Genomic DNA, 13,399 nt, shown 5'->3' with positions numbered 1-13,399 from the left:
TTAAGCAAGCCTTCGTAGCATGAGCCGAATCATCGCAATGTAGATGAACGCCTCCGAGGACTCAGGCAATCGCTCATAATCAACATTCAGCCGACGGCACCAATGCAACCAACCGTAAGTACGCTCCACTACCCAGCGCTTTGGCAACAGGATAAAGCCTTTGGTTGCCTGTGGGCGCAGCACTGTTTCAAGGATTAAACAGAAGGTGCCCATGACCCAATGCCGGAAGTCCTCACCGGCGAAGCCACCATCGACCCAAAGGCGCACGAGCCGAGGTAGGCGCTGGCGCTCTTGATGCACTTGTTGGAGCAATTGCTTTGCGCCCTCGCGCTCAGGGGTGCTGGCAGCGACAACTTTGAGCGCCAGCAACAACCCCAAGGTATCGACTAGGGTGAAGCGTTTGCGACCTTTGGTCTTTTTACCCACGTCATAGCCGACTGCTTGCTGCACCATGACAGCAGTGGGCACGCTTTGAGAATCGAGACTGCCTGCACTGGGGCTAGGCGCACGCCCCTCTGCCACTCGCACCCACTGCATCAGGTGATCATGAATGCGCTTCCAACTGCCGTCGTTACGCCATTTGCGGAAGTAGTAATAGACCGTTGAGGGCGGCGGGTACGTGCATGGCAACAGTCGCCATGCACAACCACTGACCAGCACGTAGAGGATGGCTGGCACCACCATCATCAGGTTGACACTGCGCAGTCTGCCAGTGTTGGCAGCAGGGGGGAGTAAGGATTCAAGCAACTCAAATTGTTCAAGCGTCAGTTCGCTCGCGTAGGCTAGAGTCATGGCTTCCTGGAGGGCTGTTGTTGTTATGATTCAGCCTAGCGCCCGGGAAGCTTGCCTCTCTACTGGTACTATTTGCTACTTTCCAAACATCCTCTTAGAAACTTTCCGCTTGTGCATTGTCAGCGGCGTCTGCTGCTGCCTACTCTGTTTCCATTTGTTTGATTGCCTGTCTGATTCCGGGTTCGATCACCCATGCAGCACAGACACAGGACAGGGCTGTGTAGTCCTGATTGAAGTCCACTGCTACGGCTTCGCCGCCCCGTAGCAAATTGGCTTGGAGTGTCAATTGTTGACTAGGGGCTGTCCGCAGGGCATGGATTTCGATGGTGCAATTGGGATCGACCGTTACAGTAATACCGTCGTCTCTAATGGCAAGAGCAGCGGCGTTCCCAACACTTTCAAGCGCTACCTTAACATAGCTTCCAATAGTCACCCACGGTACTGGTGCCGTTGCTCCAGCTTTGCCCATTCCTGTCACTACGCTGGTGCCTGTCCGTCGCTTTGCTACTTCTGCCTGCATTTGTGCAAGCGTAACTCCTGACGCTTGCACGTCTTCCTGGCTCATGCCCATAAGTTCGGCGTACTCAATCACCAGGTTTATGAACTACCCCGCCTCATAGGAGGACGGGGTTTCTAACCCAGAGTCCTCTAGATTGCGGAGTTTCTGACGCTTCGTTTCAGCCAGTTGCCGAAAGCCTCCAGTATGCTTGGGGCTTTTGGTAGAGCCGAACTGATCTGCATCTTCGAGAAGGCTAGTTCCTAACCCTCTTGCCCAAAGCAGGCAAACTCTGGCAGACGCCACATCTCGATCCTGTGTGCAACCACAGGGGCAGACATGAAGGCGTTCCTCCAGAGTCTTTGGTTTGACTTGCCAGCATTCAGGGCAGCGCTGCGATGGCTTGAGTTTTTGAGTCGGTGCTTCCAGGTAAATCCCATTCGCCTCCGTCTCTTTGTACGCCAACATCCCGCGCATCATGCCCCAGCCCACATCCAAGATGGAACGGTTCAAGCCAGTCTTTTGGTGTTTCCGCTTACCCTTTTTGGCTTTGCTGGTCATGCCTTTGATATTGAGTTTTTCCGTCACGACGAGGCTGTTGTAGCTCACGATCTCTGCCGTGCGTTTATGCGCCCAATCTGTGCGCTGTCTAGCCGCCTTACGGACAAGCTTTGACACTCGCTGTTGGGCTTTCTTCCAGCGACGCGAACCCTTGATCTTAAGCTTGCGATGGGGTGCCCTCTTCCTCCGTTTCTGTTTTGATGCTTGCCTGACTTTTGCTTGAGTAGCAGCCAGATAGCGGGGGTTTTCAATCTTTTGACCATCACTCAAAGCGATTGCCGTCAGTGTGCCAAAATCAAGCCCTATCGCACCGTCTTCAGTCTTTCTTGCAGGCTCACACTTGACCGTGATAGAGGCGTACCACTTGCCATGTCGATAGACGATGGTGCAAGTAGTAGGAACGCCCCAGGTGCGCGCTTTGCCGCGCATCTGAATCTGCCCCAAATTAGACAGTTCCAGATACCCGTTATTGCCCGTTGTATGAGCCTTCCAACCACTTGTTGCAGGGTACGTCCAACCTGAATAGTTGCGGATGGACTGAAACCGAGGGTAACCACCCAAGCCCTTGAAGAAGCGTTGAAACGCAAAATCAAGCCGCTTAAGCGTAGCTTGCAACGCCTGTGATCCAAGCTCAATGAACTCAGTCCACACTGCTTTAAACTCGGGCAGGCGGTTCTGTTGGTCGAAGTAACCTACAGACTTGCCAAGCTTTTGATAGCTATCCTTTCTGTCTGCCAAAGCAGAGTTGTAAAGATAACAATGCAACCGTCGCCACTCATACAGCTTGCGCTCTTGAGCGGGTTTTGGATACAGCCTGAAAGTAATTCTGCGGGTTACAATCACGAGGTTATTATAGCTTGAGTTATCATGCCCAAGACTGGCTACAGGAAAGCTTCACACTGTGTTTTCTCAATTCACTTACACGTCTTTTTTGTCCCCAAGTATCGCAAGCACGTTTTCAATGCAGCAATGGTCAAACGGCTAGAGGAAATCTTTACGCGAGTATTGGAAACGCGAAAATGCACCCTTAAGGAGTGTGGTGCAGAAGCTAACCACATCCATCTCTTGATTGATCTGCATCCAAACAACAACATCTCTAGCTTGATGGGTAGCCTCAAATCAGCTTCTAGTCGCATTCTAAGACAAGAATTTGTCGACGAATTGAGTAAGTTTTATTGGAAAGATGTGCTTTGGGGTGATCAATACTTTGTTGCGTCTACTGGTGGGGCACCGATTGAAGTGTTGAAACAGTACATTCAAAATCAGGACTCCCCGGCAACTTAGTTAGCAACTTCGCTTCGCTTCATTGCCGCGCCTCTCATCCCCGGCTTGTAGAAGACCGGGGATTTCCCGTCTACCCGTTAAACGAAACAACTGCTCTGCCGCTTCGTCAGAAGGGGAGTAGGGAAATGGGTGGGAGAGTTGTCTGTGTCTGGTTTTAGCTGCCTCACCTAATGGTGGTGTCTGGCCCAACGGAGTTTGCCTAAACAGGCGCTGGCTCCTGAGATTGTGTAAAGACTTGGTGTGGAATCACGTACTGGTCTGCCGTAAGAGGTGCTGTTAAGTATGCGTTGCACACGACCAATGTCTAATTGCCAGCGGTGACCCAGTGCCAAACAGAAAGACTCAGCGTCAGGGCTAACCTGCACGCCGTATTGGCTGGCAAACCATTCCCAACCAAACGCTTCTCTAGCAACAGCGGTCAAGGCTTCGCTACGATCGCCTTTAGTGGGCTGGTTAAGAACGAGGTTTTGGACACGTCGGCTTAACAGCCGTTCCAAGCTAACGGTGCCTGTCCCAAGGCTGTGGGACATGTTGCTGGCGTTTGCACTCCAGTCCTTTGGTTGTGGCTTTGGCTGTCGTTTTGGGGCTATACCCAGATCGGTAATTTGATTCACCCAGACTGGTTCAGCCCGACTTAGCGATTGGTAGCTACCGTCTACGCCTTGGGTTGGTGCCATAACACACACTTTGCCAGCGCCCAGCAGTTCACCTAGCCTTAACTGGGAGTGGCTCAAGCAACACCGAGTGAAGTCAGGCAGTTGCCGACACCGTACCCCAATGTGGTAGCCACCGCTTTGGGTTCGTTCAACGAAAGTGTGTTTTAACGACGCTTGCTGCAATAACCGTCTAGCAACGGCGTTGCAAGCTTCTGTGGTGGCAAAATGCTTACGGTCAATGTCGATCCAGACTGTGTTTTGCCAACCGCCCAGAGTAGCTACACCTGTGGCTGCATGGGCAAACCAACGCTTCAGTTCGTCCTGGCATGGCAGACGGTGCTGAAACTGTATGTGGTTGACTAAAACTGCTTTGGCATAACGGTCTAGGTAGGACGGATTTTTGCCGCTGTAAAGCAGTTTGCCTTTAACTATAGTTTGTTCATTTTGAGGCGCGATCGGTAGGACTGGATACCCATACTCCAACAGCCACTGAATCGCTTCATTGACCTGATCATTGGGACTATACCAAGCCTGCCCCACGCTGCGGCAGAACGCTTCGAGCCTAGGCGTGTTCATCTATGTTGTTTTGAGGAAAGAGCGTTGTGATAGGGAAAGCAGCGTGACTGCCTTCCCTTTAGACAGTAGAAGCCGTGGTAACGAGTGCTATACCGTTACCGCGGCTTCTACTGCTACCGCTGTTGTTGCTACTGCCGTTGCGGTTGGTGCCGTTTTTGGCGTTGCGGCGTCCTCCGCTCCTTGCTCCACCACGCCTAACTCACGGTTTAGCTCCTCTTGTCGTTTTAGTGCCGCTTCCAGTGCGGCGGCTTGCTCAAACGGTTTGTTGACAATCGGTTGCAGTGCTACTTGTTCAGCCCGATACTGTTCAAGTTGCTCCGTGGTTTCGGTGATTTGCTTCTCAATATTGTCCAGAGCCGCTTCCAGCGCTTGCAACGTCCCTTTAGGAGTGTCACGTACGACTGAGGTGTACATCTGTTTCCCTTTCAGGTGGAGCAAGGTTTGGTTACTCACTGGCAAGTTTTGCAGCATGAGTTGAAACCCAGCGAACGTGCCAATGTCCTCGTACCCGTCACGCTTCTGTTTGTACGACGCGTCAGCAATTGCCTGTAGAGCCTCACCGGCTTCAGCACGTTTCTTGAAAACAGTACCGTTGAGTGTGATTGAGAACTGCTTGGCACTGGTCGGCTGGCGTGTGATCCGGTCGGACTCATAGCGCTCTAACCGTGCGCGGGCTTCGTCAATCATGCGGGGTAACATGTGCAGCTTTTGCTTCACTACAGCTTGAGTACCCTGGTAGGACAACTCTTCCAGCAGCAGACCGCTAATGGTGTTGTCCAGTGCGACCTTCTCCTTAAACCGTGGATCACCGGTTGCTGTCGCTACCAGCGTGGCAAAATCTAGCGTCGTTTCGTCAATGTCCTCCATTGTGCGCTCGTCGGACTCTTCGTAGAAGCCAGCGAGAATGAAGTTGGCTTTTCGCAAGTTCACTTCGTACAGGTACGAGTCCGGACTAAGACCCTGAATGGTTTTGTGCTTCTCGTTCTGGTACGGCTTCCCAGTCGTGACGTAGCTGTAGTTGCGTACCTTCTTGTACCGGTTCCCTGGTCTGATCTGCCGCCCGTCCCGTTGCCAGCGGTCGATTGGTCGCAGCGGACAGTCCACGTGCCGCACTTCTAGCAGCCGATCGGGAAAGTGTGTCCCAGCACCAAGTTTTCTTGTGCTACCGAACAGAATGCGGATCACGCCCTCTCGGAATTTCCGTGTCATGTCAGCTTTCTGTTGGTCAGTCGTGGCGTCGTGTGCGAACGCAATTTCAGACTCCGGTACACCCTTCTCAATGAGCTGCTGCTTCCACCAGCGGTAGCTCGAGAAGCGTCCTTCTGTGTTCGGGGTGCCCGCGTCGCAGAAAATTAGTTGAGTTGCCTGTTCCTCCTGGTGTTGCGGATGAGCCCAACTTTCATAGACGTCCTCCAGTAGCAGCCGGGCTTTGGTAAACTCGTCACCCAGTCCACCAATTTCCTCGTCAGTCAGGAACCGTCTCAACGTCCCTTGTGGCAATAGTCTCAGGTCAATGACTCCCTGCTTCACGTCACTGGTGATCCAGGGAATGTTATCGTCTCCCTTCTTAATCCGTTTCCCACGGCAGCTGCGGGCACGCTCTGCTACAGAGTCGAAGAACTTCAGCTGTGAGGGACTGGCAGGGACTTCGCGAATGATGTACTCGCACTCTGGTTTCTCAATGTCCAGTTCAGACTCTTTCACTAAGTCACTGACCAGGAACCAGAGCGCCTGCATTTCAGGTTTGTTTGACCAGCTTGCCAGTCGGGTCTTTAGCTCTAGAATGCCAGCAGCAGTAATTTCGACACTAGTCTTTGCCTCGGCGAACACGCTAATCGCGTCGTCAAACGCCGCAATACCACGCTGTTCCAACACTTGTGGGCACAAGAACTTGAGGTTGACCCAGAACTGACCAAGCGTATTACGAATCGGTGTGGCGGTTAGCAAGTACATGCACTTGCCTTCCCCGTAGGTTTCTGCCAGGTAGCGGGACTTGTAATACAGGTCTTGTGCCTTCTGGGACACAGAACCCATAACACCCAGTACACCCGTCATTTGGGTGTTTGTTTGCAGCCCCAGGTACTCCTGAGACTCGTCGATGAACAGACGACCAATACCAGTGTGCTCAAAATAGATCTGGTCACGTTTGCCGCCTTCAACTGCTGCTTCAGTCTTTTGCTTTGCGCGGTCTTTCGCCTTTTCCAGGTTCTTAGTGGCACCGCGTTTGTTGTTCCGCCCTGAGTTGTAGAACCCGTCTTCGGCTGCCTCAACAGCGTCTTCCACAAACTTGTTAATGGTCTCTGGCAGTAGTGACAGCATTTTCAGCGCGGTCTGAGAGCAAACCACTAAATCCCAGGCACCTGTACCAATCCGAGCCTGAAACTCCTGCCGTTTGCGAGCACCCTCTAAGTCTTTCGTACTAATGGTCAGTACTTGTAGACCAGGGTAAATTTGGACTGCCTCTGCTGCTTGCTGTAGCACCAGGTGATCCAGGACAACTAGGCAGGGCTTATAGCACAGTTGGTACTGCCGCATGAGCTGACTCGCCACAATAGCGATTGCGGTCTTCCCTGCGCCTGTAGGATGCTGTACCAGCGTGTTGCCAGCTTTGACCATGCGCCAAATGGTGTTGTACTGGTAGAGCCGTTTTGGGTTAGACAACCGCTGTTGCCAAACCTCTGAAATCCCTTTGATCTTGCCAATCAGGTGTGAACCATTGAACTTGCGACGTCGGAAGCAGTTGAAGTCACGGTTGTAAATTTCAGCCAGTCTGGTCGCACGTTCCCAGTCCTGCCACACCCACCGTTTAAACAGGTCTTTGAGCCTGTCCTGTTTGACCATTGCCTTACGGGTCTCAGCCTGGTTCTTGGTCGTTGTATCGTGGTGTGTGTCGTAAACGACGGGCGTTTTTTGGTTCAGGGCTTGAGCAATCAGCTTGGCTGCTGACACGCGATCGGTGCCGTACTCACTGGTGTTGAGCAGGCTACTTACGTCAGCGCCTTCTACCGTCCATTTGGACGAGCGCGGGTTCTTGTAGACCGTTACTTTGTGGGTTGCTGGCAACTCCAGCACGTAACGAATGAATTCGACAATGACTTCTGGTGGTAGCCATGGGGAACCCAGTCGGGCATAAATTTTGCCCGGTTCCACTGGTTTAAGCTGCACTGCCTGGAGTGCTTTGACGTTGAACAGGTAGTTCGGGACCGTGCGAGCTGCTAGCTCTGCCTTTTCCAGCCGTTCCCGGACGTTGCCACTGAGGTACTCGTCCTCAGACACCCACTGCTGCGTTACCGGGTCATGAAAGACCAGTGGATGCTCTTCTTTCTGAAGTTCAACCAGAATTTCATCTACAGGCTTGCCGTAGATGTGGCTCATGTACTCTAGGTCAATGCGTCCCTGTTCGAGGTTACTTTGAACGAGCGCTTCTGCAGCAGACTCTACTTTGTCCACAGACTGCACGTGCTTAATCGTGCGTCTGCTGAAAATGTCTGCTTTGCGAGTCAGTTCTGGATAGTCTGGATCCCATGTCTCCAAGGCTAACAGTAATGGGTAGTCTGGGTCGTTCCCAAAGACGTTACTGTTGCCCTGACTGTGCAACCAACCCATGTTGCTCAAACCCGTAAACTCGTCATAGAGCCGCTCTAAGCGTTTCTGTGCTTTTTTTAGTTGTTCGTCGTCGTCAGACTCCCATTGCACTTGCACAACATTACGGGCGGCTTCTTTGATCATGATGAGCCACCATAAGCGCTTACGTACTGTGCCCTTGACTTTCACACGCTTCAGTATGCCGTCCCGGCACTGCCACGGTTCGTTTTCGTGCCATACGAAGGCAAAGGGCTTAGTCTCCTGCATGTCGAGCGGCATCGCCTTTGTGTCTGGTTCCTGGTACTGCTTCTGTGACCGGGGTGCTTCATAGAGCTGCTGTGGCAGGCGTTCTAAGACACCTGCTAGTAAGGCCTCGATATCGCCTTCTGGTTCAAGCGCTAACCGTCCCGCACCGTAGAGCTTGTCGCGCCCAAGTTTGCCTAGCAGGTGCTCTGGGTGCGACTGAAACCACTGATTCATGAGAAACGGCTCTTGCGTTTCTTCATTCACGATCGGGCTTTCCACCAGGTTCACCCACTCATCAGCATTACCCTCTTCGTCTTCCTGGAGCTTCTGGAAGATCAGCAGGTCGGAACTTGCGTCTGTGTTGGAACTCTCACTCAAGGCACCCATTGGTAGCTTGAGCGCGGCAATAAGTCTCACCCGTTGGGCTGCCCACTCACGAAAGGGTTGCGACTTCTTGAACTGAAGCGTACCAATGGACGTTAACACTGCCCCAAGGCCGCCGCGTCTGAGTGCTTCGATCTCGCGCATGAGGCAATAGTCATGCACACCACCGAGAGAACGCAACTGACTCTGTGGGTCGTAGGGCACCACTTCACTGAAAGGGACGTTCCCTACTGCCACATCGAAGTCAAAAGCTAACCGTGTCCGTTCAATCGGACGATTGACCACTACAGCTTGTGGGTAAAGCTGTGCTGCGATCGCGGCACTTATGGGTTCTGTTTCAACCCCTGTCCACTTCACTTTCCACGCTTGAGGAGCCAGTCCGAGAAACCAACCGGGTCCACAACCAAGCTCAAGGAAGTTACCGCCCCTGACGCCAAACCGTGCCAGCACCCGGTAAATGAAGTCGATGAGGTACGTGGGCGTGTAGTACGCCGTGTTAATGGTCGAGCGTACCTTGGCGTACTCTTCGTCGGTCAGTAGTGCTTGCAGCTGCTCTGCGTCTTTCACCCACGCTGTTTCTACGGGCACTTTGAACAACGGCGTCATCACTCCCATGCCCCAGTAACGGCTCAGACGTTGCGCGTCAGTGTCCGTCCGTTCCTGTTTGCCTGTTTGCAGCGCTTTGACCGTCTCAATGGCTGTGAGTGTGTCGCGAACCTTTTGCCGCATGGTCTTGGAACGTTGCAACCACTCTGGGTCAAGATGTGTGTTTGGTACGACTGGCTTAGTGGCTTGAGTCTGGGGTTTGGTCAGTTTAAATTGTTGCAGCATGTGCGTTAAAGCTGAAAGTTGCCCTTGCAGTCGCCTGTGGTGAGCTTGAGGGTGAGGGAAAGCGGTCGGGAGCCTGCGTCATACCCCGGACTCAGAACCACAGGTTGTAACTACTGACATAACTTTTTCGTTGAAAGACCGCCCCTCTCTCCCCCTTTTTTCATGCCGTCGTTGACATGAAACAAGGCTCTAATCCGAGGACTAGAGCCAGTTACGTTCAGCTTGTGGGGACGGACACCTGCGGACAGAGCGGTTTAGTACTCGTCTTCCTCTTCGGTCTCTTCGGTCTCATCCGCTTCTTCAGGTTCTTCCTCTTCGTACTCTGCTTCGACGTCTTCTACTTCGGTTTCGTACTCTGCTTCGACGTCTTCTTCCTCGTACTCCACTTCTTCAGCTTCAATGTCAAGCGTAACGGCTTTTCCTTGCAGGATTTGGTGTCCTGTCAAATGTTTGCCTTCGCTGTCAATTTCGACACTGAAGATCTGGAGCTTGTAAGTACCGATCTCAAAGGTCGTTTTTCCCGCTTTGACTAGTGCGTCTACTGTGCTTGCAGCATTCCGTCTGACCGCAACCGTTTCATACGGTGCTCCTTTCAAATGGACAACGCGAGACGCGCTGCCGCTGCCGCCCGTGTACGTTTTAATGGACACCCCAGTAATGTCAAACTCTAGGGGTAGCATGAGCTGTTCTTGAGTGTCGTCTCCTCCAGGGTAAGCCAGTTTCCACACCGGCTCTGGTAAGACAAGTTTGAGTGCCAGTAGTGGCAGAAGGTCGTCACCATCAGTCATGACCCCACGCAGGTCTTGCACAGTTGTGGCCTCGCCGTGTTCTTCGGTAAGTAACCAGACTTTAGAGTCTGACCACTCGTAGACCTGTCCAGCCGTCGTGTCTTTGACTCGCCAGTTAAACCAAGCAGCAACAGACTCGTTGTCTTTCGGGCTGTTGCAGCTTAAGGGTGAGGTCAGCTTGCCGACTTGGAATACAGCACCGGCTTCAGTGTTCTTCTGCTTGATCTCCCAGTTGTTTGCACCGAGAGTCAGCACCATTTTGTCTCCGTCTTTCGCAACTGAAAAGGAAGAGATCTTTTTCAGCGCCAGTACACCCGTCTCAGGGTCGGATTCGACCGAAACACGAAGAATTTTCGTAAGGTCGAGGGGTTGCAGTGGCTTGCCTGCAAACTCAAGAAACTTGAGAAACATTGTTTGTTCGTCGGGACTGAGTTCCTCCAGACCAATGAGCGCTGAACCTGCTCGTGTATAAGGTCGGGTCAGAAGACTTAAAAGCGACAGGTTGCCACATGAAAAAGACGTCACTGGTAACTTTGCTTGTTTACTAGTTGCTGTGGTCACTACGGTTGTTTTGCTTGCCGCAGTCTTAGAGTTTGCTTTAGCCATGGGAAGAAGGTCTGAAGAATGAAGTTCCCCCTTACTGGACAGGAAAGGTGAGAGGGGAAGAGGGTGACAGATAGGTAATTGGGCTTAACTGGGCTGTTTTTAGCCACGTTGGGTCTAAACTGTCCCAGTCTGGTCTATCATGGGTGAAATTAGGACAATTCGGGCTATTCTGGGTGAAAATTGGCTTAAAGTGGGACACTTTGGGTCATTTGTGGGCAGTTTTTGCTCAACTGCCCTTTCGTCTTTTAAGGAAACCAGCTTTACGGCTTGATGACTAAGCTGCGTCCCCGCTCTTCGAGGCGGGCAAACGGGAGTTCGCCACCGTTCTCCAGGAACTCTCTGACTGCGTCTTTATCGACTTCTAACCTCAGCAAGTTGGGGTAGAATTGCGCGATGTCCTGAATCGGGTAGTCCTCGTCAACAGCCAACGGCTGCTTGCCACCGTTGTTACGAGCACTGAGCTTGAATGTTGTGGTTTCCAGCTTTGCGATTTCGCGTCGATCAAGGAAGGCTAAAAGCTTTTGCTTCAGCCGTACTGCCAGAGACTCGTCCTGTTGAGCGATCGTCTTCAGGTCTTTAGCCTTTGACTCCCAGACTTTCGCCTGGGCTTTGCGTTCGTCACTGCGCGCTAACCGATTGAAGATCAGCCAGCAATAGCGTTCAACAGCGTCCTTAGCGGCATTTGTGGCCTCTAGAAAGGCGTTAGCAGCCGTCTCCAACTGCTCTTCTGTAACGCTAGTGCTATCCTCTGCTGCTTGTGCTAAAGCGTCTTCCAGTAGCACCATGGCTGTTTCAGCGTCATAAAGTGACACTGGTTTAGAATCGTTGCTCACGGCTGTCAGGGCTGCTAGAGGTGCTGTCATGTCTGTGGTTGTTTCTGAGACTTTGCCTGGTTTGTCTGTTTTCTGTTTTGGCATGGGACTCTTAGACGAGCGTTTACGTGCTGCGCCAATGCGAGGAGGGGCGAAGGAGGAAGAAGAGAGTATTCCTCCTCACCCTTGCGCTTACTGCCGCTCGTGTCGGAGTCGGTGCTTGCAGAGCGGTTGTTGACCCATAGCGTTCCAGAGTGCTGAGTGGGTTGGCAGCACCGCTAATTGCGCTTGAGCGTCAGGGCATGTACAGGGTAGCGCGTCTGTCCGTCTGCTGTTGCTTCACAGACAACTAAGTGTGCCGGTCGATGCTTGTTCTCGTAAACCGCTGTAATGGTTGCTTCAGGAGCAAGCGGCAACCACCTAGCGAGCGCCGTGAGTTGGTCTGCTTGCTGTGGATTAATGGAAGCTAGCTTGTAGGCACCGCTACGCAAGGCGCGTCGCAGTCGGAAGGGTTCTAAGAACGCCTCACAAGGAACAGTCTTGCAGTGACGGCTGTCGTCGTAGGCGTAGAACGCAATGTTGACGGTAGTGCTTTCCAGGTCAGGCGTCACCTCAAGAATTTGCCTCGCCGCCATACCGTTGGCTTCGAGTACGGCATTAGCAAGACCGGGTGTGTAAATGAGTTCGGCTAACGTTTTCTTAGACGTCTCCAGTGCTTGTACCAGCCGTATGTCTGTGTTGCAGTTTCTAAGGGTGAGTGCAGGCATGGCAGTGTTTTGAGAGATTCTGCCTGCCTCATGAGCAAAGTGAGGGGAGGAGTTGAGGTTAAGGCTTAACGTACGGAGTCTTTAGCGACCTTAGCCGACTTCGTAGGCGTAGGTACTGCTAGTGAGGGCGCACCAATATACTTCTTTGTCTCTAGGTTGTACCCAATGACCTTCACTCCCAAGCTCTCAGCATGGTGCACCATTTGTTGAGTCCCTACCCCTTTTCCGTTGCTGATCAGAATGAGTCGATTATCAGAGTTGCCTTTGAGGTTCAGCAGGTCTAACGTTGCGTCTGGGCTTTCATAAACTTCAGTTTGAAACGGGGCTTTGCCCTCGATTTCACTACTCACCTGTTCTTTCCTTACTCCAGCCTCAGCCGCTGCTACTAAAGGCTGTAAACACTTCAGGTTGTCTGGGTAGTCATTCAGCGACGCGACAATAATTTCAATGCGCTCGTGTCCTCGCTTCTGCCCTTCTTTAATGGCTCTCTGGGTCAAAGTACACGTCTGTGTTTGGACGTCTGTAGAATCTGACTGTGGGCAACATTCCGAGTCAGCGTCTATCAAGTAACGTGCTGGCTTCGGCGACTGTACTTCACTGAAAACTGCTTGCAGTTGCGCTGCTTCGGCTTTCAGTCCTTCTCGACAGAGCTCTGTCAGCACTGCAACCGTCCCTTTGTGGAAGTAAGCGCCCTAGTTGCTGACGGCAAGGTCTAGATTTTCGGGGGTAAGCGGTTCAACGTCGATTTAGAAGTTGTTTTGCTCGTCTGGAAGGACCCACTTGGCTCTGAACTCGGCTTCTGTATGCAGACCAAAGCCGTCAAGGTAAAGGGTTTCGCCTTCGCTTTCAAGCTTCACAACTGCGTGGCGGAAGACTGGGAAGTCGTCTAGTTCTTCTAAATCAACGTGAGTTCGACGAACAGAAATTGACACAAGAAAAGCTGAGACTGGTTTTGAAGTAACGGTCTCAGCTATGGAAACCATCGTATCGCGTCTGGATATTGCACACCTTTTTT

Annotated in this window: 11 protein-coding genes; 1 reads left to right on the top strand and 10 read right to left on the bottom strand. The window is 52.3% G+C overall.

The annotated features are described in order from the left end of the window. The 3 genes from H6F86_RS25675 to H6F86_RS25665 all read right to left on the bottom strand — a co-directional run bounded on the left by H6F86_RS25675 (position 1) and on the right by H6F86_RS25665 (position 2,692). On the bottom strand, positions 1-792 hold the full coding sequence (locus H6F86_RS25675; protein ID WP_190452659.1) for an IS5 family transposase: 792 nt from the start codon (positions 790-792) through the stop codon (positions 1-3). Between the two features lie 139 nt (positions 793-931). Next, positions 932-1,384 carry a hypothetical protein gene (locus H6F86_RS25670; RefSeq protein ID WP_206756104.1) on the bottom strand — a complete coding sequence of 151 codons (453 nt, stop codon included), beginning with the start codon at positions 1,382-1,384 and terminating at the stop codon, positions 932-934. 12 nt (positions 1,385-1,396) lie between these two features. Continuing rightward, complete coding sequence (locus H6F86_RS25665) at positions 1,397-2,692, bottom strand: transposase (protein ID WP_347241103.1); 1,296 nt, start codon at positions 2,690-2,692, stop codon at positions 1,397-1,399. 24 nt (positions 2,693-2,716) lie between these two features. Between H6F86_RS25665 and tnpA the strand changes: the two genes are divergently transcribed. After that, positions 2,717-3,133: an IS200/IS605 family transposase gene (gene tnpA / locus H6F86_RS25660; RefSeq protein ID WP_190452654.1), complete on the top strand. Its 417-nt coding sequence runs from the start codon at positions 2,717-2,719 to the stop codon at positions 3,131-3,133. Positions 3,134-3,300: 167 nt separating this feature from the next. Here the strand turns inward: tnpA and H6F86_RS25655 are convergent, their stop codons facing one another. The 7 genes from H6F86_RS25655 to H6F86_RS25625 all read right to left on the bottom strand — a co-directional run. Continuing rightward, positions 3,301-4,365: a bifunctional DNA primase/polymerase gene (locus H6F86_RS25655; RefSeq protein ID WP_190452652.1), complete on the bottom strand. Its 1,065-nt coding sequence runs from the start codon at positions 4,363-4,365 to the stop codon at positions 3,301-3,303. An 87-nt stretch (positions 4,366-4,452) separates the two neighbouring features. After that, positions 4,453-9,411 carry a DNA methylase gene (locus H6F86_RS25650; protein ID WP_190452650.1) on the bottom strand — a complete coding sequence of 1,653 codons (4,959 nt, stop codon included), beginning with the start codon at positions 9,409-9,411 and terminating at the stop codon, positions 4,453-4,455. A 254-nt stretch (positions 9,412-9,665) separates the two neighbouring features. Beyond that, positions 9,666-10,724, bottom strand: a complete 1,059-nt coding sequence (locus H6F86_RS25645) for a hypothetical protein (RefSeq protein ID WP_190452647.1) — start codon at positions 10,722-10,724, stop codon at positions 9,666-9,668. Between the two features lie 341 nt (positions 10,725-11,065). Next, positions 11,066-11,722 carry a siphovirus Gp157 family protein gene (locus tag H6F86_RS25640; RefSeq protein ID WP_190452645.1) on the bottom strand — a complete coding sequence of 219 codons (657 nt, stop codon included), beginning with the start codon at positions 11,720-11,722 and terminating at the stop codon, positions 11,066-11,068. Between the two features lie 173 nt (positions 11,723-11,895). Next, entirely contained in the window at positions 11,896-12,384 is a 489-nt protein-coding gene (locus tag H6F86_RS25635; RefSeq protein ID WP_190452643.1) for a hypothetical protein, read from the bottom strand. A 65-nt stretch (positions 12,385-12,449) separates the two neighbouring features. After that, positions 12,450-13,046, bottom strand: a complete 597-nt coding sequence (locus H6F86_RS25630) for a hypothetical protein (protein WP_190452642.1) — start codon at positions 13,044-13,046, stop codon at positions 12,450-12,452. A gap of 84 nt (positions 13,047-13,130) precedes the next feature. Continuing rightward, positions 13,131-13,399: hypothetical protein (locus H6F86_RS25625; protein ID WP_206756103.1), on the bottom strand; the 269-nt coding region annotated here is incomplete at its 5' end.

The sequence above is a fragment of the Phormidium sp. FACHB-592 genome, assembly GCF_014695795.1.
GTDB lineage: Bacteria > Cyanobacteriota > Cyanobacteriia > Leptolyngbyales > Leptolyngbyaceae > Stenomitos.
This window is presented reverse-complemented; position numbering and strand designations above follow the sequence as displayed.

Bases quoted from the DNA above. Each gene is read 5' to 3' on its own strand.
- H6F86_RS25675 (WP_190452659.1), bottom strand. From the start codon at position 792: ATGACTCTAGCCTACGCGAGCGAACTGACGCTTGAACAATTTGAGTTG.
- tnpA (WP_190452654.1), top strand. From the start codon at position 2,717: ATGCCCAAGACTGGCTACAGGAAAGCTTCACACTGTGTTTTCTCAATT.
- H6F86_RS25655 (WP_190452652.1), bottom strand. From the start codon at position 4,365: ATGAACACGCCTAGGCTCGAAGCGTTCTGCCGCAGCGTGGGGCAGGCT.
- H6F86_RS25650 (WP_190452650.1), bottom strand. From the start codon at position 9,411: ATGCTGCAACAATTTAAACTGACCAAACCCCAGACTCAAGCCACTAAG.
- H6F86_RS25640 (WP_190452645.1), bottom strand. From the start codon at position 11,722: ATGCCAAAACAGAAAACAGACAAACCAGGCAAAGTCTCAGAAACAACC.
- H6F86_RS25635 (WP_190452643.1), bottom strand. From the start codon at position 12,384: ATGCCTGCACTCACCCTTAGAAACTGCAACACAGACATACGGCTGGTA.